The organism is Streptomyces sp. NBC_00654, from assembly GCF_026341775.1.
Lineage (GTDB): Bacteria > Actinomycetota > Actinomycetes > Streptomycetales > Streptomycetaceae > Streptomyces.
The window spans coordinates 1,229,781-1,251,263 of the sequence record NZ_JAPEOB010000003.1 but is presented as its reverse complement, the minus strand read 5'-3'; the positions used below and the strand labels follow the sequence as shown (position 1 = coordinate 1,251,263).

The window sequence follows — 21,483 nt, the reverse complement described above, 5'->3', positions numbered from 1 at the left end:
CGTCCAGGGGACAGGGGACAGGGGACAGGGGGACAGGGGGCAGGGACAGGAACGGGGCGGGGACAGGGAGGGGACGGGGCGGGGCTGGCGGACGGGGCTGGCGGACGGGCCATACGTACACGGTCACCGGTGCCGGTGCCGGTGCCGGTGCCGGTACCGGTCAGGCACGGGCTTCGGCGACCGCGGCGGCGAGCGCGGCCGGATCGTCCCGGACCGTCACCGGAGCCTCGCGGCGGTCCCCCCGTACGTGCGAGATCCGGTGCCCGTCCGCGGTGGCCACCACGTCGATCCACTCCCCGTGCGGATGGCCGCACCGGCGTTCGCACCCGGACCAGTACACAGGTAGCCGCCCGAGCGGTCCGACGGCGGCCCCCGCCTCGGCCCGCACATCGGCCAGGGACTTCGCGCAGCCCGGGTGCCCGATACAGGCCCCCACGCCGGTCCAGGGGGAGTCGGGCCCGGTGATCAGCCCGGTGCCGGCGAGGGTACGGAGCGCCTGCGGGGCATCCCGCGAGGGGAGCCCGGGGACGACCACTCCGCGCCACGGGGTGAGCCGCAGTTCGCCGGAGCCCCGGTCCCGGGAGATCCCGGTGAGGAGCCGCCACTGCGCCGGGCCGAGCCGCCCGAGCGGTACGCCGGTACTGAGCGCGGCGCGGCCGTGCGGTCCGGCCACCGCACCCGGGGCCGGGGGACGAGCGGCGCGCGGGCGTTCGCGGTGGACGGCCGGGCCCTGCGGGCGGACCCGCCGCGCGACCTCGTCCGGCAGCGCGGCGCGGGCACCGTCGGGCAGGTCCTTCACCCGCCAGGCACCGGTCTCCCGGGCCAGGCCGAGGAACACCTCGGCGGCGAGGAGCGCGGCGCGGGGACCGTCGGAGGCGGGCAGCCGGAACACCGCGTCGTCGCCCCCGACCCGCAGCAGCGCGCCCGCACCGTCCGCGATCAGGGTCACATCGGCGCCGAGGGCGTCCACATCGCCGCGGCCGTCGTCGAGGGCGAACAGGAAACGGCCCGAGAGCCCCGTCGCCCGCTCGCTCCCGCAGAGCAGCGCGTCCAGCCCGGTCAGCCAGGAACGGATGTCCGGGAGCCCGCTGTCGTCGATCCCCGAGAGCGGCGAGGCGACGATGTTGCGCACCCGCTCGTGCGCTTCGGAGGGCAGCAGCCCGGCCTCGCCCAGCGACCGGGCCAGCTCCGCCCCGCAGCCGGGAGCCAGCCCACGCAGCTGGACGTTGCCCCGTGAGGTGAGATGGAGGTCACCGTCGCCGAGCCGCCCGGCCACCGTCAGCAGGGCCTCGGCCCGGTCGGCGGTCAGCACTCCACCGGGCACCCGGACCCGTGCCAGCGCACCGTCGTCCGCCCGGTGCAGCCTCAGCGTTCCCGGGCAGGCATCGCCACCGCTCGGGACGGCGGAGGCACCCGTGGACCGGGGCGAGAGGGCGGAATCGGACATGGCGGCGAGCATACCGACCGCCCACCCCACGCTTCCTGTGACCTACAACTCCGGCCCCCCGCCGCAGGGAGCACCGGCCCCCGACTCCGGTCCTCAACTCCAGCCCACCGGCCCTCAACCCCAGCCCGCCGGCCTTCCACTCCGGCCCACCAACCTTCCACTCCGGCCCTCCGCCGCAGGGAGCACCAGCCCCCCCCCCGCCATGGCCGGCACCGGCGCTCCGCCACGGCCGGCACCAGCCCTCCGCCACGGGCAGCGCCAACCTTCCGCACCCGCGCCCACCCACTGCGGCACCCCACCCGCTTAGGATGCAGGCGGCGGGCCATACGGTCCGTCATCGCCAGACGGCGACAGGGGAGGAAGCCCGGTGAGATTCCGGCGCGGTCCCGCCACTGTGAGCCCGGCCGACGCAGTGGCCGGGCGAGTCAGGAACTCCCTTCCCCACGCTCTCGGACCGATCCGGTCCGCCTGAGCACAGGGGAGCCCACTTCGACACCGCCCGGGGCGTGGACACCCCGAGGAAGGCCTGACGCAGCATGATCCTGCTCCTGTCGACGTCCGACACCGACCTGCTGAGCGCCCGCGCCTCCGACGGCCCGGTCAGCTACCGCTACGCCAACCCCTCCCGGCTCCCGCTGGACGGCCTTCCGCAGCTCCTGGACGGCGTGGACCTCGTCGTCGTACGTCTCCTCGGCGGCGTACGCGCCTGGCAGGAAGGCCTGGACCAGCTGCTGGCCGCGGGCCTCCCGGTCGTGGTGCTGACCGGCGAGCAGGCCCCGGACGCCCAGCTGATGGCCGCGTCCACCGTTCCCATCGGCATCGCCGCCGAGGCACACGCGTACCTGGCGCACGGCGGCCCCGCCAACCTCGGCCAGCTGGCCCGCTTCCTGTCCGACACCGTGCTGCTCACCGGCCACGGCTTCGAGCCGCCCGCCCCGGCCCCCGCGTGGGGCCCGCTGGAGCGGACGGCCCGGGAGACCGACGCGTCGGCGCCCACCGTCGCCGTGCTGTACTACCGCGCCCACCACATGAGCGGGAACACCGCGTTCGTCGAGGCGCTGTGCACGGCCGTGGAGGACGCGGGGGCCCGCCCCCTCCCGCTGTACGTGGCCTCGCTGCGTACCCCGGAGCCCGAGCTGATCGATGAACTCCGCGCCGCCGACGCCATCGTGACCACCGTCCTCGCGGCGGGCGGCACCCGGCCCGCCGAGGCGTCGGCGGGCGGCGACGACGAGTCCTGGGACGCGGGCGCGCTGACCGGTCTCGATGTGCCCGTCCTCCAGGCGCTCTGCCTCACCAGCCCCCGGGCCGCCTGGGAGGAGAACGACGAGGGCGTCTCCCCGCTGGACGCCGCCACCCAGATCGCGGTGCCGGAGTTCGACGGCCGCCTGATCACCGTGCCGTTCTCCTTCAAGGAGATCGACGAGGACGGTCTGCCCGCGTACGTCGCCGACCCCGAGCGCGCCGCCCGGGTCGCCGGTATCGCCGTACGGCACGCCAGGCTCCGCCACATCCCGAACGCGGAGAAGCGGATCGCGCTCGTGCTGTCCGCGTACCCGACCAAGCACTCCCGCATCGGCAACGCCGTCGGTCTCGACACCCCGGCCAGCGCCGTCGCGCTGCTGCGCCGGCTCCGCGCCGAGGGGTACGACTTCGGTGCCGAGGAAGAGATCCCCGGCCTCGTCTCCGGTGACGGCGACGAGCTGATCTATGCCCTGATCGAGGCGGGCGGCCACGACCAGGAGTGGCTGACCGAGGAGCAGTTGGCACGCAACCCGGTGCGGATCCCGGCGGCCGACTACCGCCGCTGGTTCGCCACGCTCCCCGCCGATCTGCGCGAGGCCGTCGAGCGGCACTGGGGCCCGGCGCCCGGCGAGATGTTCGTGGACCGGTCCGTGAACCCCGAGGGCGACATCGTGCTCGCGGCCCTGCGGCGCGGCAACCTGCTCATCCTCATTCAGCCGCCGCGCGGCTTCGGCGAGAACCCGATCGCGATCTACCACGACCCCGATCTGCCGCCCTCGCACCACTACTTGGCCGCGTACCGCTGGATCGCCGCGTCCGCCGACGACAACGGGTTCGGCGCCGACGCGATGATCCACCTCGGCAAGCACGGCAACCTGGAGTGGCTGCCCGGCAAGAACGCGGGCCTGTCCGCGTCCTGCGGCCCCGACGCGGCACTGGGTGATGTCCCGCTCGTCTACCCGTTCCTGGTCAACGACCCGGGCGAGGGTACGCAGGCCAAGCGCCGCGTCCACGCCACCCTGGTCGACCACCTCGTACCGCCGATGGCCCGCGCGGACAGCTACGGCGACATCGCCCGGCTGGAGCAGCTCCTGGACGAGCACGCCCAGATCGCCGCGATGGACCCGGCGAAGCTCCCGGCGATCCGCGCCCAGATCTGGACCCTGATCCAGGCGGCGAAGCTCGACCACGACCTGGGGCTGGAGGACCGCCCCGAGGACGAGGGCTTCGACGACTTCATCATGCATCTCGACGGCTGGCTCTGCGAGATCAAGGACGTCCAGATCCGCGACGGTCTGCACGTCCTGGGCACCGCCCCGGCCGGCCCGGACCGCGTCAACCTGGTCCTGGCGATCCTGCGCGCCCGCCAGATCTGGGGCGGTACGGCATCCCTGCCCGGTCTGCGCGAGGCCCTCGGTCTCGACGAGTCCGCCGCCACCCGCACCGCCGCCGACGACATCGAGGAGCAGGCCCGCGCCCTGGTCCAGGCGATGGAGGACGCGGACTGGGACCCGGCCGCCGTCGGGACGGTGGCCGCCGGACACCCCGCCGCTGTCGCCGACATCCTCGGCTTCGCCGCGCACGAGGTCGTGCCGCGCCTCGCCGCGACGACCGACGAACTCGCCCACGCCGTCCACGCGCTGAACGGCGGCTTCGTCCCGGCGGGCCCGTCCGGTTCCCCGCTGCGCGGTCTGGTCAACGTGCTGCCGACCGGCCGCAACTTCTACTCGGTCGACCCGAAGGCCGTCCCCTCCAAGCTCGCCTGGGAGACCGGACAGGCCCTCGCCGACTCGCTCCTGGAGCGCTACCGCACCGACAACGGGGACTGGCCCACCTCGGTCGGCCTGTCCCTGTGGGGCACCAGCGCGATGCGCACGGCGGGCGACGACATCGCGGAGGCGTTCGCACTGCTCGGCGTCCGCCCCGTCTGGGACGACGCCTCGCGCCGTGTGACGGGCCTGGAGGCGATCCCGTACGAGGAACTGGGCCGCCCCCGCATCGATGTCACGCTGCGCATCTCCGGCTTCTTCCGCGACGCGTTCCCGCACACGATCGGTCTGCTGGACGACGCCGTACGGCTCGCCGCCTCGCTCGACGAGCTGGCCGAGCACAACTACGTACGCGCCCACACCCAGGCGGACCTGGCCGAGCACGGCGACGAACGTCGGGCCACCACCCGTATCTTCGGCTCCCGCCCCGGTACGTACGGCGCGGGTCTGCTCCAGCTCATCGACTCCCGGGACTGGCGCACCGACGCCGACCTCGCGGAGGTCTACACGGTGTGGGGCGGTTACGCCTACGGGCGCGAGCTCGACGGCCGCCCGGCCCGCGAGGAGATGGAGACCGCGTACAAGCGGATCGAGGTCGCGGCGAAGAACACCGACACCCGCGAGCACGACATCGCCGACTCGGACGACTACTTCCAGTACCACGGCGGCATGGTCGCCACCGTGCGCGCGCTGAAGGGCACCGCGCCGGCCGCGTACATCGGGGACTCCACCCGCCCCGAGACCGTCCGCACCCGCACCCTGGTCGAGGAGACGTCCCGCGTCTTCCGCGCCCGGGTCGTGAACCCCAAGTGGATCGAGGCGATGCGCCGCCACGGTTACAAGGGCGCCTTCGAGCTGGCCGCGACCGTCGACTACCTCTTCGGGTACGACGCGACGACGGGCGTGGTCGCCGACTGGATGTACGACAAGCTCACCGAGACGTACGTCCTGGACCCGACGAACCGGGAGTTCCTCCAGCAGGCCAACCCGTGGGCCCTGCACGGCATTGCGGAACGCCTCCTGGAGGCCGAGTCGCGCGGGATGTGGGCCAAGCCCGACCCGGCGGTGCTCGAAGCGCTGCGCCAGGTCTTCCTGGAGACGGAAGGCAACCTGGAGGGCGAGGACTGACAGGGGTCCGGAGTGATCCGGTCCGGCGGCGGACCGGATCACCGGAGTCGGGCGAACCACCGGCGGTGCCCTCCCCCGCACGGCACAATCGCGTCCATGGGGACGACTGATTCCGGGCTGCAGGAGACCACGGGGCCGATAGCCCTGATCCGCGGATTTCTGGCCGGGGGGGCGACCGGTGTCGCACTGGCGGGCATGGTCTCCGGGGTCGTCCTGGAGCGGGTGCCCCTCCTCCTGCTGGGGGCCGGGCTCCAGGTGGTCACCGTCACGGTGCTGCTGATCGTGGACAGCTGGATCAAGGCCAGGAGGGGGAAGCCGGTCACCCGTACGGCACTCGCGCTGATCGAGGACCTGCGCGCCATCGGGGGCGAGTCGGCGAACGTCCCGGTCAGGTTCGATCTGACGGTGGTCCCGGACGACCGCTCCGCGTACCGGGTCACCACCAGCCAGTCGGTCAACCTGGTCGACCTCCCCACCTACCGGCCACAGGGCATGATCGTGGTCGAGTACCGCCCCGACGAGCCGTGGGAGGTCGAGATCGTCACCCGGCCGGCGCCGGAGTGGGCGCGGCGGGTGGAGACGGAGAAGGCGGACTCGGCGCCGGAGTCCAGCCGGGTGGCCGCTCCGGTCCGGAGCCGGGCAGGCTGCTTCGGCGGGCTCGTGGGGCTTGTGATCGGTGCGGTGGTCGTCGTGCTGCTGTTCCGGGGCGAACTGTTCGCCGACGACGGCCCGGCAGGTTCGAAGCCGTCCTCGTCCTCGTCCACGACCTTCTCGTCGTCCACGACGGTGTCGGGGCCCACGTCGTCGATGCTGGACATCGGCCGGATGCGCGACACCGCCGAATCACTGACGGCGCGGGTCGGTACGCCGACGGTGGCCGACCTCACCATCGACGAGCACCGCATGGCGGTGAGCGGTGAGGCCGGCGGGCCGCAGGACGGAATGCACGCCGTCGACCTGCGGACGCTCCCGTACGAACTCTTCCCCGGCCTGGTGCGCGAGGCCCGGAACACCCTGGGCGTGCGCGACCCCGGGGCCTGGCGCATCGACGTCGAACCGGCATCGGGCGAGCGGGCCCTGACCATCCGGGTGTCGGTGACGGGCGGGGGCGCCAAGGCGTCGCTGGAGGCGGACGCGCAGGGCAGGATCACGAAGCGCCACCCGAACTGAGCGGGGCACGGGACGCGGCGTACGGGGGCACGGGCTACGGCGTACGGGGCACGGGACGCGGCGTACGAGGCACGGGCTGACGGGCACGGGCATGAGTACGGCCCCCGGAATACCATGGACTTCATGGTCCCCGGGGGCCGTCCCCTTCCCGCTCACTGCCCGCCGTGGTGGCGGGCGGTGATCAGTTGGCGTCCACCCGCTCGTGCGGGGGAACGGTCACCGTACGGGCGCCGGGCTTGCCGCCCAGAACGACCTTGCGCAGGGCGCTGTTGTTGGTGAGGTCGGTCTCCTTGAGCCGCTTCTCCGGGTTGGCCAGCACCTGTATGTAGTAGGTGCCGTTCGCCAGGCCGGTGATGTCGAAGGACTGGCCGGGGAGGTCCTGGGTGTAGGTGTCACCGGAACCGACGTCGAGCACCTCACGGACGGAGATCGAGTTCTCCTGACCGCACGCGGTGGACAGGTCGGTGTTGTCCGGGTGCCAGTTGGCGTTCTTCACCGTGTAGTCGACCGCGTCGGTGTTGGCCAGGCAGAAGGCCTCCTTGCCGCTGCGCACGGTCTCCTTCTTGTCGGCCTTCAGCAGCCGGTAGCTGGCGAAGTCGGTGAAGTGCCAGTGCTCGTGGCCGGGGCGCGGGTCCCACTCCATGGTGCCGGTCGGGGTGTAGCCGATCTGCTTGCCGTTGGCGTCGTAGAAGTACTGGTACGCGTCCATCAGCTCCTTGCCCGGAGAGCGGAAGCCGTCCACGACGAGCTTGGCCGGGCCGGCGTTCCACACATTGGCGCTGAAGGCCAGGTAGTCCTTGCCCGGGGCCTCCTCATAACCGTCGCTGACGGTGATGCCGTAGGCGGGCAGCGAACGGAGGTCCGGCTTGGGAACGTCGGGAACGCTCGCCTTGCCGGTCGGCCGCTTCGCGTTGGGCTGCACGGCGGGCGCCTTGCGGGACCCGTCGGTCCGGCCGGGCCCGTCGCCCGCCTGCGCGGATCCGGCGGACTTGAGGGCGGCCTTCTTGATCGCCCACGGCAGGGCGGGCGGCGCGGGCGCGTAGGGCCCGTGACCCACGTTGTACGAGGGACCGGCGCCGCTCGTCGCGGCCGCCGGGGCGGGCGAGCGCATCGCACCGTGCCCCGGCATGCTGTGCCCGGACATGTCGTGCCCGGACATCTTCGACATGTCGTGCCCGGACATCGCGGAGGCGCCCGAGACGCCCTCACCCTCCTCCCAACTGCGCTCGCGGACGGTCACCTTGACGCTCTGGGGCTTGTCCGCCATGCCGAACAGGTCGCGGTAGGCCTTCGTCACGGACACCTTGGCGGTGTACTTCCCGGCGGGCAGCACGACCGGCGTGGAGTAGTAGCCCGCGTAGGTGTTGGACGCCCAGCCGTTCTCGACACCCCAGACCGAGCCGAGGGTGAACGGGTTCACCGGGCAGCTCTGGGGATACTTCGAATTGGCCGGCGCCTCGGGGTGGATACGACCGGACGCGTTGTTCGGACAGAACGCCTCGGTCTTGTCCAGCACGGTCTTCCCGGCCGCGTCCGTGACGGTGATCTTCGCGAAATCGGGCAGCCCCGCGAAGTCCTTCAACAGGCGCTTGGGCAGGGTCTTGGTCCCTGTCTGCTTGCCCTTCGCGTTCCGGATGATCTGCTTCGCGATGATCGGGTCGTTGTAGGACTTACGGTTCACCCTGAGTTCGAGGGGACCGTTCTCGGCGGTGACGTACGTGCCGAGGTCCAGATAGACGCCGGGGTCCTCCTTCCACGAGTCGAGGGTCACGGAAGTGGAAGCGGCGATCAGGCTGAGCTTGGGCGTCGGCTCGGCCTTCTTGGCGTCAGGTGCGGCGGCGACGACGCCCGCGGTCACGGCGATGGCCGCGGCGGCGGCGATCGCCGAACGCGACATGCGGGCCTGGTGGGATCTGGTCATCATTCCTCGTACTTCCGAGTGCCTGATGGGACGTGGACGGACAGCGCCGCACCGGGGCCCGGCCGCGAAAACTGTCTCCCGCCTGTGAGAGATGCGGTACGGCCCCCGGGGTTGTCTGCCGAGGCACGACGCGCCCATCGTTGTCCGAAAGCCAGCCAATGAGGCTGGATCCAGCGGTAGTTGAGCCATACAGGCATGACGTGGAGGGCACGCTCATTCGTCGATCGAACACGAACTCGCAGAATGGGATCCCGTATGCCCTTGATCTTCGTGAACTACCGAACGAACGACGAAGAGGCCACCGCCACCCTCGTGGACAGGGAACTCTCGCGGATCTTCGGGGAGGAGAACGTCTTCCGCGCGAGCAAGTCCATCCGCCCGGGAAGCCGGTACCCCCAGGAACTGCTCAAAGCCGTCCGGCGCACCAGTGTTCTGCTGGTGGTGATCGGTCACAGATGGCTGGAGGCCGGAGGAACCGGCACCCGCGGCGCCCTGGAGGACGAGAACGACTGGACACGGCGGGAGATCGAGGAGGCACTGGAGAACGGTGCGGTCGTCATCCCTCTCCTGGTCGCCGGGGCGAGGCGCCTGCGGTCCGAGGATCTGCCGGTGGCGCTCGGAGACCTTGCCGACTGCCAGTACCGCCGTCTCGACCACCGCAACGCGGCTGCCGACCTGGGGAGGCTGGCGGACGACCTGATCGCGCTGCTGCCGGAACTCGCCACCGCCGCACGGAACCACGGTCACGGAGACGATCACGGGGACATGGACGGCAACGGCACCGCTCGTGCGCGGGAGGGGTCGCGGACGGGGTCGCGCGCGGGGGCGGTCAGCCATCGGCGACGCGGAGGCATGGGAAACCTCAACGGGGACTTCTCCGGGACATTCGTCAGTGATCCCCGGGGCCCGGTGCACACGGGCAGCGGCCACCTCTACGCCGAGCAGCGCCCGGACCGGGGCGGACGGCCTGTGGACGGAGCACGGTGACCGGCGCGGGCGGCACGTGGGTCAGCGATCCACGAGGGCCGGTGAACAGCGGGGCCGGGAATCAGTACGTCTTCCAGCGGATGACCGGCGGGGACGAGCGCCCGACCGGAACAGGTCTCCCACGGCTGAGCATCACCCAGCAGCACCGGCGTCGGCTGGGCAGCTGCTTCGTACGCCCACGGGGGTTCGGCCGGGCAGCCGACCGGCTGGCGGCTCCTGGTGCCGCGGTCCTTGTGGACGGTGCGCCCGGGAGCGGCAGACGTGCGGCGGCGACGATGCTGCTGGAGGGGACATCGGTGCCGGGCGGCCGGATCGAGGAACTGCCGCCGGTCTGGGAGGAGGGCGCTCCCGGCGTCTCGGCGGACGACCGCTGTCTGATGGACCTGTCGCATGTGGGCCTCGCCGGCTACCCCGAGGCCCGGCGAAGCCTCCTGCGCTACCTCGCCCTCGTCGAGCGGTGCGGCGCGCGCCTGGTCGCGATACCTCCGGCGGGTGCGGCGTCGATGCTGGACATGGACCTGTTCCCGCTGGCCGTACGTCTCGAACGGCCCCGTGGGCGGGCGGTGTTCAGCCGGTACCTCCGGGTGCGGGGCGTGGCGTTCGAGCCGGAGCAACTGGACACCGAGTACCTGGCCCACATGTTCGCCACAGCTCCTGTACGGGAGCTGGCCCGCTTGGCGGAGCTGGTCGTTCAGGCGAGGGACGGGGACGGGTACCGGGACGGCGCGGACTTCGCGGCCTGGCTGGACGAGGCCATGGACACCGTGACCGACCGGTCGGCCGAGGCCGCCGGGTACGTACGGCGGCATCGAGGTGCTCCCCAGCGCGCTCTGCTGCTTGCGGCGGCCATGAACAGCGGTGCCGCGTCGCCGACGGTGCTGGACGCGGCCCGCTGTCTGCTGTCCGTACTGAACCACCCGCTGGACCGGACACCCGGCCTCGAACAGGCGGACTTCGGTGAGCGGTTGGAGGAACTGTCTCTCGGACGGGACGACGGCGGGCGGGTGACGTTCACGGCACCCGGCTACGACAGCGCGGTCGGGCGGTACTTCTGGGAGAACTTCCCCGATCTCCGCACGGACTTCCGCGACTGGGTGGGCAGGTGCGTGGAACTGCCCGCATACACGGCGGAGGACCGCGCACGTCTGATCCGCCGATTCGCGGAGCGGACCCTGTCGGCCGCCCGCCCGGATGACCTGTGCCACCTCATCGAGCGGTGGACCCGTCCTTCGGCGGGCGGGCACCTGCGCGCCGAGGCCGCAATGGCACTGGAACTGGGGCTCACCCACGACCCGTACGGTTCGCGGTTCCGGTCCCGGGTCCACGACTGGGCGGCATCCGGGGAGACGTCGCCCGATCTCGCGCGGGTGCTCGTGGACGTAGGCCGACGGCCGGGCTCCTGCGGCACTGCGGAGGCGGCCAGTTCGGCGTACCCGCGGCAGACGGACGGGAACCGCCGCTCCGGCAGGCGGCTGCTCCGAAGCATCCTGCCGAGGAGGCGGCCGGCGGAGACCCCGCCCGGTACGGGGGCGTAGCACGGTTCGCGTATCCCGCCCGGACCCACGGAACGGCGCCCTCTCCCATGGTGCGGGGAGAGGGCGCCGGCTGTGTTGCCGAGGCCGGAGAGGCCCGGACCGTACGTCCTTGGGAGCCGGGCTCTAGTGGCGGGCGGCCGTCACCGGGGGAACCGCCGCGGACCGTTCGATCAGGCCGTTGATCTGCTGGTCCCCGTGGGCGTCCATGGGCATGGAGTAGTCGCCGACGGCCCAGAACCCGCCGTTGGTGCCGGCCGGAGCCAGGTCGTAGAAGGAGTAGGACGGCCACTGGGTGTCGCCGTCGGGTGCCGATGCTCCGGGTTCCTTGGTCCAGGTGGTGCCGTCGTAGTGCCAGAAGACCGGCCCGGCGGCGACCGGATCGGTCTTGTCGTTGCCGGTGACCCACAGACCGCCGCGGCCGTCGGAACTGATCGCGTGGAGGTAGAGACCGGCGAGCGATCCGGTGACGTCCTGCCACGCCGTGCCGTTCCAGTGCGCGACGCTGGGGGCGGGCGGCCCGCCGTCCGCGTCGTCGGCCCATCCGGCCACGTAGACACTGTCCGGGGCTGCCGCAGTGATCTTCGCGGTGTCCGTACCGGCGGGGACCGGGGGCTGGTCCATCAGGGTCCAGGTCGTCCCGTCCCAGTGGTACGTCACCGGGTGGCCGCCGTTCACCGGGTACCGCATACCGGTCGCGTAGGCGTCGTCCGCCGACAGGGCGTCGATGTCCCGGATGTCGACGAGGTGCGGCAGCGTGAAGGTCTGCCAGGCGCCGTCGGCGTACGTGTAGAGGGCGTTGCCGCCCTTGAACAGCCGCCCGGGAACGGCGTCGATCGGGACCTCCGGCCATGAGTCGTCGGCGGGGCCGGCCGTGGGAACGGTGGTCCAGCGCTCGCCGTCGTAGTGGACGAGCGCCTGATCCCTGTTCACCGTTCCGTAGGCCCAGACGTCGTCGGCGGCGACGGCGCTGACCGCCGACCACTGCCAGACCGCGGGAAGCCCCGGGGCAGTGTCCTTGCTCCAGTTCTCCCCGTCCCAGCGCATGATGACGCCGGTCTGTCCCTTTCGGCCGACGGCCCAGGCCAGATCCTCATCGACGGAGGACACGGACATCAGCGACTCGGCCGGGCTGTTCCCGGAGAGCGAGACATCCCAGCCGGGCGCCGTCCCGGCCGCCTGGGCGCCGCCGGCGGTGAGCAGAGTGGCGGCGAGCGTCAGTGAGGCGGCCGCGGTGCGCAAGAGGTGCCGTGCAAGCATCGGTGAGCGTTCCTTTGCGGTGAGAGAGCTCTGTCCGAATGATGTGTGCAGGCCAGAGAGCTACTGGCCGACGAACCAGACTCACGACGGCGCCGAACGGTTGTAACAGGCCAATCCGGTTACAACGCCGGCCAGGGGCGGAAGTCGCGCGTGTTCACCGGGCGGTTGCGCCGGCCCGGAGCAGCACCCGGGACCGGACGATCACGTCACGGAGGCAGGGCGCGGGTCGCCCTGGAAGACCTGGCTGGTGTGCCAGGACCGGTGGCACGCCGCGATCGGGCTCGTGCCCGGCTGGGGGCCGGTCAAGGGGCGGCCGGCGAGCGCCGTCACCTGCGCGCGGGCTGCCGGGCTTCGCCCGACGAACTTCTGCGACACCAGGACGCGGTGGCCTTCGCCGACGCCGAGGACTCCCTTGTCGAACAGCTTGTGATGCAGCGCGCACAGGCACAGCCCGTTGTCGACGTCGTCCGGACCGTCGAACGCCCACCAGCGCACATGCGCGGCCTCCAACCCGACCGGCACCGCGCCGAGTCTGCCGTCGAAGCCGCAGAAGGCGCACTGGTACTCGTAGGCGGTCAGCACCATCTCCCGCATCCGCCGGTCCCGTTGCCGTCGCCCGGCCGGGAGGGGTTCGGACGCCACCGGCTCCAGGTCCAGGCCCACCGCCTCGCGCAGTTCGTCGTGGAGCGACGGCGGGAAGTGCTGATCGAGCAGCACCCGGGTGATCCGGCCGAGCAGCGACGGCTCACGTCGCAGGGCTGCCCGCAGCTCGGGCACCAACCGCCCGGCCGCGCCCGTCGCCCGCAGCTCCAGCACCCCGGTGCCGGGACTGCCGGGTCCGCGATCGGTACGCACTTCCCACACCCCGTCGCTGACCAGATGGTGAAAGGGGTAGGCGGGTGTCGTCCTGTTGGCGGGCCCGTACTCGGCGAGCAGCCGCTTCAGATCCTCCTCCACCCCGCTGTACCGCAACTCGCCGTCGGCATCCTCCCGGTACCGGCCCAGGGCGTACAGGAGCAGCAGGGGCTTGTGGGGAGCCCGTATCCCGTTCCCGGTCCATTGCCTCAGCTTCGCCGCGCGTTCGAGCCAGTCCATGACCGGCGATCGTAGGCGACGTCACCGGGAAGGGGAGCGGGCATCCGACCGTGACGGGGAGGGGCGGCACAGGGAACGCCGAAGGCCCCGACCGAGCTCCGACCGAGGTCCGACCGAGGTCCGTCCGGTTCCCCGGCCGGGGCCTTCGACCATGGCCCGCCGAGCTGGTGGAAGGGGCGGTCGTAGCTGTTCGGCCCGGAATGCCGCCCAAATTCTGTCACGTGCGTTCAATTCGAGGGTCAAGCGGAACGTTCATGGAAACTGTAGATAATTCCGGCAGTGATGGGCGAACTTGAGCCAATCGCGATGCTGCGCGCTGAGCGGCCGCGGCAGTGGGTGAGCAGTCCCTGCGGCTCGATGGGCTGTGGCTGAGGTTCGCCACCCCTGTCGAAGGACCGGCGTCGGCATCCGTTACGACGATTTATCGAACGGGGGTTTTCGGCCCCGAAGCGGAGAGCTCTTGCGGGCCCGATGGCGTCATGCGCATGATGGATCGTGGAAATCGGAACATTGCTTCTGCATGCACAGGTTTTTCGATTCGCGCAAGTGTCTGGTGGTTGAGGGTCGGTCGTCGGTTGAATCGTCCGGCATGGGTGAAAGTCCATTTTCCTGAATTCGAGGGTGAAGCCCCGGCTCGCGTTGCGCGACTCGACCTGGTTTCGAATCGAAAGGGAGTTCAGGAGTGACGGTTAATTGGCCGCCGGCGTACTACACCAGTGAGGAACACTTCACCCTGGAGCAGGAGCGAATATTTGAGCGTTCCTGGCAGTGTGTGGCACGGTCATCGGAGATCGCCGAAGTCGGCTCATTCGTGCGTGTGAATGTGGGAAGGGAGAGTGTTCTCCTCGTACGCAAGGCCGCCGGCGAGATCCGCGCCCTGATCAACCTGTGCCGCCATCGCGGTGCCCAGCTCTGCCTTGAGGACAAGGGGAATTTCGGCGGCTCCATCCGCTGTCCCTATCATGGATGGACCTTCAGCCTCGACGGCCACCTCACCGCAGCCCCCTTCATGCGTGACCTCCCGCCCGAGACGAAGGAGCGGCACCTCTTCACCGCCGGTGTCACCGAATGGCTCGGCTATGTCTGGGTGAACCTCGACCCCGACGCGGCACCCCTGACGGACCAGGTCGGACCGCTGATCCGTGAACGCTTCGGCGATGACGACGTCCCGGGCAACTACGGCTGCGACGAATTGAGGGTTGCCAAGGAGGTGGTCTACGAAGTTCCGGCGAACTGGAAGATTCTCTATGAGAATTTCTGCGAGTGCTACCACTGTTCCACCATGCATCCGGAAATCTGTCAGATTCTTCCGAGTTGGCGCACCGGATACGGGACGGTAAGCGGCCCCGAAGGTCCTCGGAAGCGTGGCTCCGCACTGGCTGAAGGTGCCACCGGTTTCTCGTTGTCCGGAAAAGCGGCGGCGGCCCGGCTTCCCGGTGTGCCGGAAGGCGATGCGCGCACCTTCCACGGGATCCTACTCTGGCCCAATGTGCACCTCATGTTCATCCCGGACCATGTGATGTGTATGCGGTTCGAACCGGTGGGCCCCGACCGCACCAAGGTCGTCACGCAGTGGCTCTTTCATCCCGAGGCCATGGATGACCCCGATTTCTCCCCGGAAGATGCCGCAGCGCTCGTGGATGTCACGGCCCGCGAGGACTTCGAGGCCTGTGTCAGGGTTCAAAGGGCGGCAGGGTCCCAGTATTTCGAAGAGTTCCACACTCCGCACGAGAGCCTCATCATCACGTTCCGGGAGTGGGTCCTGGAGCAGCTGGACGAGAGGGAAGAAAAGGCTTTGGCGATTTAGTGGGGTCGTGCCCACGTGCACCGGGAGAATGATTTCTGTACCCCAGGCGGACACTGTGCCTGGGGTATACCCCGTTTCGCATCACCCCAGAGCCATGTGGGCGCCGAGTCCCAGAATCAGCGCACTGGATACCACGGCGGTGACCTTTCGGCCTCGTGGGCCGGTGATGAAGCGGCCGAATACCGCCCCTCCGCCGGCGAGCAGCAACTGCCAACTCGCGGACGCGGTGACGACAGCCGCGATGTAGACCGTCGATTCTGCCCACGATGCTTCCTGGAGGGCCTGATGTCCGAGGATGAGCGCGACGAAGTAGAGGGCGGGCCACGGGTTGAGCGCTGTGAGCGCCAGGAACATCACGAACGACCGGCGTGGGCTGACGGCCGTCTCCTCAGGTGGCTTCTGGTCCGCGCCGTCCTTCTGCTTCCGCAGTCCGGCAACGGCGATCCGCGCGGCCATCACCGCCAGGACCAGGAAGGCCGCCCAGCGCAAGGGTTCGGAGAAGGGCTGGATCGCCGTGGCCACCGCCGCTCCTCCCATGACGGCGATCACGGCGTAGAGCGCGTCCGCTGTCGTCGCACCGATCGCCGCCGCGGCCCCGACGCGAAAAGAGGTCCGGGCCGTCAGGTTGATCATCAGCACGGCGACGGCTCCCACCGGGATCGCGAGACCGTATCCGGCCAGCGCTCCGGCGACAGCGGAATCGAACACAACAAGCCTCCAGCGGGCTCGGAGCGGTCAGTGTGGGAAGCGGATCCGCACGGGCCCCTGTGCGAGCGTCGATCGTCGTGGGCGCGGATCTTCATTCTCGTCCGGGCGTCCTGACAGCGTCCATGGGAAAGTTCCACACCGTTCCGTTCGGAGAAGCCACATGATCGACCCTCGTCTGCAGGCTCTGCGCGCCCTGCACGCGGAAGGAACCGTCACCGCCGCGGCGGCGGCTCTGCACCTCTCACCCTCTACGGTCTCCCAGCAGCTTCGGCAGCTGTCGGGCGAACTCGGCCTGAAACTCCTGGAACCGGCGGGCCGGAGGGTTCGGCTCACTCCCGCCGCGCTCGCACTGGTCGGGCACGTGGAGGCCATGAACGCCGAATGGGAACGGGCCGACGCCGTCCTGGACTCCCACCGGGAAGGAACCGCCGGCCTCCTGCGGATCACCGGCGTCGCCAGCGCCCTCGCCCGGGTGATCGCCCCGGCGGCGCGGACACTGCGCGACCGGTTCCCGCAGATGGTCTGCCGCCTCGACGAATATCCCGACGAAGACCGCCTCAGCCTTCTGCTCGCCCACCGGGTGGACATCGCCGTAGTGATCGCCGTCTTCGACGTCTCGTCCACGGGAGGTGGCCTCTTCGAACACGTAGTGCTGACGGAAGAACCCCAGGACCTGGTCGTACCCGATCACCATGTCCTCGCCCGCCGCGAATCCGTACGCCTGGTGGACGCCGCCCGGGAGACCTGGATCCAGGCGGGGGACCCCAGGGACCAGCACCCGGTCCTCCTGCACGCCGCGGCAGCCGCGGGGTTCACCCCACGCGTGGCACACAGCGCGATCGACTGGACTGCCGTCGCCGCCCTGGTCGCCTACGGACACGGCGTCTGCCTCATGCCCCGGCAGGCAACACTCCCTCAGGACCTGCCCCTCCGGCGCGTCCCCCTGACGGGCCCGGCGGCCCCCGTACGAAGGCTCCTGGCCTGCGTACGGCCCGGCAGCCGGGCGCAGGTTCTCATCGCGCGCGGTCTGGACGCGCTCCAGGGCGCAGCCATCCAGCAGCCGAGCCCATGGCCGCACACGCCCCCTCGCGCCGCCGACCCGAAGCGGTGAGCAACGTGCTCATCACCTCGGCGGCAGCCGCCACGCCTCGGCGCCCTCGCCCCGCTGGGCACGACGTATTGCCCGGTGAGAGCAATGGCGGAGGATACGAGATTCGAACTCGTGAGGGGTTGCCCCCAACACGCTTTCCACATGTTCGTCTGGGGGGTCGGCGCTGCTCGGGGGTGTCCTGACCGGCGGTGGAGTGGGCCACGGGCAGGTGGTGGACGGTGCTGGACGGGGGTGAATGAGACCAGAACCGAGACCAGGGCGCCGGGTCATACCTTCCTGACGACGATCGTGTCCGGGACCAGCCTCTCCAGGTCGTCCACGTCCGAGGTGAAGACGGTGACCTGCCCCTTCTGCTGGCGTGCGATCACAGCGAGCACGGCATCGATTGCGTACTTGTGACCGTGCAGCTTGGCATCGGTCAGGAGGCGTCGGGCCTGGCGGGCCTCGTCCATTCCGATGTCGGCGACCTTGAGCCGGGAGAGTACCCAGTCCCAACGCTGCTCGGTGGTTCTGCCGTCGTACGCCTCGACCAGCGTCATGGGAGACGTCACCACCTCGGCCTCGCCCCGGGCCGCGAGTTCGAGCCAGGCGATCATCTTCCGATCGCCACGCACGGCCAGGGACAGGGCTTCGCAGTCGAGTACGAAGACGCGCAGGGGCCGCTGCCTCTGCTCAGCGCCCCGCTTCTTCACGCCGCTTCTCCGGCGTTGTGCTGTCCTGTGGCGCGGCGCCGCTCGTGTTCGGCGTCGAGGTCCTCCAACTCGTCGAGAGCTGCCGCACGCTCGTCCTCGGCGACGGGGCCGTGTTCTGCCTGCAGCCAGTCGACCAGTTCCCCCAGGCGGTCTCGGTCCCGTTTGAAGCGCAGCGCCTCGGCGACGTACGCCGACAGGCCCCGCTCTGCCGCCTCCGCACGGATCTCGTCCAGGAGATCCTCGGGAATCGTCACCGTCACCTTCTTCGTCACCATACAAGGGACCATACTCTTGGTGTCGCACTCCTTACCAGTGCGTCGGCCTCCGCCGCCTCCAGCTCCAGGCCGACGGATTCGCACATCTCTACCGAACCCGGGGCGGTTCATACGCAGGCGGGCCGCTCCTGCTCGACGATTGCGTACAGGGTTGCGGCTGGTGTGCTGGATACGGGTGATGCGGAGCGATGAGCAAGGCCCGCGTGTTGGTTGCTGTTCGCCGTTGGCGCACGAATCACTTGCCCGGCACCAGTTCCAGGATGCGGCCGACACGGTGCCAACCGCCGACGACGATCGCGCTTGCGACACGTGTGGAACCAACTGCTGGGCGGTCGTGCGGGCCAGGCTCACGCTGTCCCACTCCGTGTGGATGGACCGATCGTGCCTGGAAGTCGAGGCCGCCGCTTGGCCTCGCTGAAAAGATCTTGGATGAGGTGAGAGCCGCTCGGCCTGGACGCTACCTGAGACCAGAATTGCTGAGACCACGAAACGTCGAAGGCCCCCGCAGCGAGCTGCGGGGGCCTTCGACGTATTGCCCGGTGAGAGCAATGGCGGAGGATACGAGATTCGAACTCGTGAGGGGTTGCCCCCAACACGCTTTCCAAGCGTGCGCCCTAGGCCACTAGGCGAATCCTCCGCGGCAAACAATACAAGACGTTGGGGAGTGCTCGCGAACCTGTTCCCTCGTTGATCGTCCGGGGCGGTTCGGGAGCCGGTGGCGGGGTGGGCGGGGGTGGACCGGAGGGGGTGGGGATCCGCTAAGGTGGGCGTCAGCCCCTCACGTGGCGCTATCTGACTGAACTCCCCCAGGGCCGGAAGGCAGCAAGGGTAGGTTGGCTCTGGCGGGTGCGTGGGGGGCCCTTTGCGTTGTCCGGGCGGGCTCCTGTGGTGTCCGGGCGGGCTCCGCTCGGGGCCGCCGGGCGGTACGGGGCCGGTTGTCGGTCCGTCCCGATAACCTCGTAGGTGTGTCGTCCCTTGCGCTGTATCGCCGCTATCGCCCCGAGTCGTTCGCCGAGGTCATCGGTCAGGAGCATGTCACTGACCCGCTGCAGCAGGCCCTGCGTAACAACCGGGTCAATCACGCGTACCTGTTCAGCGGGCCGCGCGGCTGCGGAAAGACGACCAGTGCGCGCATCCTCGCCCGCTGTCTGAACTGCGAGCAGGGCCCGACGCCGACCCCGTGCGGCGCGTGCCAGTCCTGCCAGGACCTCGCGCGCAACGGGCCGGGTTCCATCGATGTGATCGAGATCGACGCGGCATCGCACGGTGGCGTGGACGACGCCCGTGACCTGCGCGAGAAGGCGTTCTTCGGTCCCGCGTCGAGTCGCTACAAGATCTACATCATCGACGAGGCGCACATGGTCACCCCGGCAGGGTTCAACGCCCTGCTGAAGGTGGTCGAGGAGCCGCCGGAGCATCTCAAGTTCATCTTCGCGACCACCGAGCCCGAGAAGGTCATCGGCACGATCCGGTCGCGTACGCACCACTACCCGTTCCGGCTGGTCCCGCCCGGGACGCTGCGCGGGTATCTCGCCGAGGTCTGCGCCAAGGAGAACAGCGCCGTCGAGGACGGAGTGCTGCCGCTGGTCGTGCGGGCCGGTGCGGGATCCGTGCGTGACTCGATGTCCGTCATGGACCAGTTGCTGGCCGGCGCGGGCGACGACGGTGTGACATACGCCATGGCGACCTCGCTGCTCGGCTACACGGACGGGTCCCTGCTCGACTCCGTCGTGGACGCCTTCGCGGCGGGTGACGGAGCCGCCGCCTTCGAGGTCGTGGACCGGGTGATCGAGGGCGGCAACGACCCGCGCCGCTTCGTCGCCGACCTGCTGGAGCGGCTGCGCGACCTGGTGATCCTGGCCGCCGTCCCCGACGCCGGGGACAAAGGCCTCATCGACGCTCCCGCCGATGTCGTCGAGCGCATGCAGGCCCAGGCGTCCGTCTTCGGTGCCGCCGAGCTGAGCCGCGCCGCCGACCTGGTCAACGAGGGGCTCACGGAGATGCGCGGGGCGACGTCGCCGCGCCTCCAGGTGGAGCTGATCTGCGCCCGGGTGCTGCTGCCCGCCGCCTTCGACGACGAACGTTCGCTCCAGGCCCGGCTGGACCGGCTGGAGCGCGGCGCGTCCTTCGCGGCCCCCGCCGCCGGTCCCGCCGCCGGACCCGCCCTGGGGTATGTGCCGGGGCCGGAGGCTCAGGCCCATGCTCCCGTCGCTCCGGCCGGACAGCCCGGTGGCGGACCCGCCGCGGCCCGTGCGGCGGTACGGGGCGACGCCCCCGCGCCCCCCGCAGCGCCCGCCCCCGCAGCGCCCGCCCCCGCAGCGTTCGCGCCGCCGGTCGCGGCCGAGCCCGTGGCCCCCGCCGCGCCCGCCCAGCAGCCCCCGGCACAGGCTCCCGCGCCCGCCCAGCGCCCCGGGTCCTGGCCTGCCGCCGCCGGTACGGAACAGGCGCGCCGCCCCGGCGGCTGGCCCACCGCCTCCGCGCCCGGCAGCACGCCCCCCGCCCCGCAGAGCGCCGCCCCGGCCCCCGCGCGGCCGGCCGCGCCCGCCGCCCCGGCCCCCGCCGCCCCCGCGCCCGGCCAGGGCATGGTGCAGGGCGCCGCCCAGGTCCGGAACATGTGGCCGGACATCCTGGAGGCGGTGAAGAACCGCCGCCGGTTCACCTGGATCCTGCTCAGCCAGAACGCCCAGGTCACCGGCTTCGACGGAACCACCCTCCAGATCGGCTTCCTCAACGCGGGCGCCCGCGACAACTTCGCGAGCAGCGGCAGCGAGGAAGTGCTGAAGCAGGCGCTCTCCGAGCACTTCAACGCCCAGTGGCGGGTCGAAGCCGTCGTCGATGCCTCCGGCGGCGCCGGAATGCCCCCGGAGACCGGTGGCGGACGCCCGGCGGCCCCCGCGTACCAGCCCGCGCCCACCGCCCCCCCGTCGTACGAGTCCCGGCCGGCCCCGGCGCAGCAGCCCCCGCAGCCCCACTCCGCACCGTCCGCACCGGCCCACCAGCCCCCGCAGTCACAGCCGCCCCAGCGCGGCCAGGGCCAGGGCCCCGGTCAGGGACCGGGCGCGGAGCACGCTTCCTTCGGTTCGGAACCGCCGCGTTCGGTGGCTCCGGAGGACGACACCCCGGAGGCCGACGACCCGGACCTCGTCGACTCGGCGCTCTCCGGGCACGACCTGATCGTCCGCGAGCTGGGTGCCACGGTCGTGGAGGAATTCACCAACGAGCAGTGACGAGGCCGGTGACGCCTCCCCGCTGTCCACGGACCGGCGGAGACCATGGCGGTCCACGGCCTGGCGGACCTGGAGGATGTCCACGGACCGGCGGCCGTCAAGACCCCCG

The 21,483-nt window shown here is 70.9% G+C and carries 14 protein-coding genes, 1 tRNA gene, 1 other RNA gene and 1 riboswitch; of the genes, 8 read left to right on the top strand and 8 right to left on the bottom strand.

Translation table 11 applies throughout. The features are described from left to right. Positions 1–160: 160 nt before the first annotated feature. Entirely contained in the window at positions 161–1,459 is a 1,299-nt protein-coding gene (gene cobG, locus OHA98_RS38090; RefSeq protein WP_266932457.1) for a precorrin-3B synthase, read from the bottom strand. Positions 1,460–1,803: 344 nt separating this feature from the next. After that, positions 1,804–1,882, top strand: a riboswitch (cobalamin riboswitch). A gap of 101 nt (positions 1,883–1,983) precedes the next feature. Between cobG and cobN the strand changes: the two genes are divergently transcribed. After that, the gene (gene cobN, locus OHA98_RS38085; RefSeq protein WP_266932456.1) at positions 1,984–5,589 is read left to right on the top strand and encodes a cobaltochelatase subunit CobN; all 3,606 of its coding nucleotides are present in this window, start codon (positions 1,984–1,986) and stop codon (positions 5,587–5,589) included. A gap of 96 nt (positions 5,590–5,685) precedes the next feature. Next, positions 5,686–6,759: a hypothetical protein gene (locus OHA98_RS38080; RefSeq protein WP_266932455.1), complete on the top strand. Its 1,074-nt coding sequence runs from the start codon at positions 5,686–5,688 to the stop codon at positions 6,757–6,759. 181 nt (positions 6,760–6,940) lie between these two features. On the opposite strand, the gene OHA98_RS38075 is transcribed toward OHA98_RS38080, so the two are convergent. Next, positions 6,941–8,683 (bottom strand): lysyl oxidase family protein, encoded by a 1,743-nt coding sequence (locus OHA98_RS38075; protein WP_266932454.1) that lies wholly within the window; start codon positions 8,681–8,683, stop codon positions 6,941–6,943. A gap of 252 nt (positions 8,684–8,935) precedes the next feature. Here OHA98_RS38075 and OHA98_RS38070 point away from each other — a divergent pair, with 252 nt between their 5' ends. Next, positions 8,936–9,667, top strand: coding sequence for a toll/interleukin-1 receptor domain-containing protein (locus OHA98_RS38070; RefSeq protein ID WP_266932453.1), 732 nt, complete (start codon positions 8,936–8,938; stop codon positions 9,665–9,667). Then, the gene (locus OHA98_RS38065) at positions 9,664–11,202 is read left to right on the top strand and encodes a hypothetical protein (RefSeq protein WP_266932452.1); all 1,539 of its coding nucleotides are present in this window, start codon (positions 9,664–9,666) and stop codon (positions 11,200–11,202) included. Before OHA98_RS38070 ends, OHA98_RS38065 begins: the two co-directional genes overlap by 4 nt. Before the next feature lie 123 nt (positions 11,203–11,325). On the opposite strand, the gene OHA98_RS38060 is transcribed toward OHA98_RS38065, so the two are convergent. After that, positions 11,326–12,459, bottom strand: coding sequence for a hypothetical protein (locus OHA98_RS38060; protein ID WP_266932451.1), 1,134 nt, complete (start codon positions 12,457–12,459; stop codon positions 11,326–11,328). Positions 12,460–12,660: 201 nt separating this feature from the next. Then, positions 12,661–13,554, bottom strand: coding sequence for a phosphorothioated DNA-binding restriction endonuclease (locus tag OHA98_RS38055; protein ID WP_266932450.1), 894 nt, complete (start codon positions 13,552–13,554; stop codon positions 12,661–12,663). 682 nt (positions 13,555–14,236) lie between these two features. Between OHA98_RS38055 and OHA98_RS38050 the strand changes: the two genes are divergently transcribed. Further along, entirely contained in the window at positions 14,237–15,361 is a 1,125-nt protein-coding gene (locus tag OHA98_RS38050) for an aromatic ring-hydroxylating dioxygenase subunit alpha (protein ID WP_266932449.1), read from the top strand. An 81-nt stretch (positions 15,362–15,442) separates the two neighbouring features. Here the strand turns inward: OHA98_RS38050 and OHA98_RS38045 are convergent, their stop codons facing one another. Further along, the gene (locus OHA98_RS38045) at positions 15,443–16,069 is read right to left on the bottom strand and encodes a LysE/ArgO family amino acid transporter (protein ID WP_266932448.1); all 627 of its coding nucleotides are present in this window, start codon (positions 16,067–16,069) and stop codon (positions 15,443–15,445) included. A 160-nt stretch (positions 16,070–16,229) separates the two neighbouring features. On the opposite strand from OHA98_RS38045, the gene OHA98_RS38040 reads away from it, so the two are divergent. Next, the gene (locus OHA98_RS38040; protein WP_266932447.1) at positions 16,230–17,180 is read left to right on the top strand and encodes a LysR family transcriptional regulator; all 951 of its coding nucleotides are present in this window, start codon (positions 16,230–16,232) and stop codon (positions 17,178–17,180) included. A gap of 266 nt (positions 17,181–17,446) precedes the next feature. On the opposite strand, the gene OHA98_RS38035 is transcribed toward OHA98_RS38040, so the two are convergent. The 3 genes from OHA98_RS38035 to OHA98_RS38025 all read right to left on the bottom strand — a co-directional run bounded on the left by OHA98_RS38035 (position 17,447) and on the right by OHA98_RS38025 (position 18,784). Then, on the bottom strand, positions 17,447–17,872 hold the full coding sequence (locus tag OHA98_RS38035) for a PIN domain-containing protein (RefSeq protein ID WP_266932446.1): 426 nt from the start codon (positions 17,870–17,872) through the stop codon (positions 17,447–17,449). After that, positions 17,869–18,147 (bottom strand): CopG family transcriptional regulator, encoded by a 279-nt coding sequence (locus tag OHA98_RS38030; protein WP_266932444.1) that lies wholly within the window; start codon positions 18,145–18,147, stop codon positions 17,869–17,871. The genes OHA98_RS38035 and OHA98_RS38030 overlap by 4 nt, the downstream gene beginning before the upstream one ends. A gap of 549 nt (positions 18,148–18,696) precedes the next feature. After that, a tRNA-Ser gene (locus OHA98_RS38025) sits at positions 18,697–18,784 on the bottom strand. A gap of 133 nt (positions 18,785–18,917) precedes the next feature. On the opposite strand from OHA98_RS38025, the gene ffs reads away from it, so the two are divergent. Further along, positions 18,918–19,012: signal recognition particle sRNA small type (gene ffs, locus OHA98_RS38020), an RNA gene on the top strand. Positions 19,013–19,112: 100 nt separating this feature from the next. After that, the gene (locus OHA98_RS38015; RefSeq protein WP_266932442.1) at positions 19,113–21,374 is read left to right on the top strand and encodes a DNA polymerase III subunit gamma and tau; all 2,262 of its coding nucleotides are present in this window, start codon (positions 19,113–19,115) and stop codon (positions 21,372–21,374) included. The last annotated feature ends 109 nt before the right edge of the window (positions 21,375–21,483 follow it).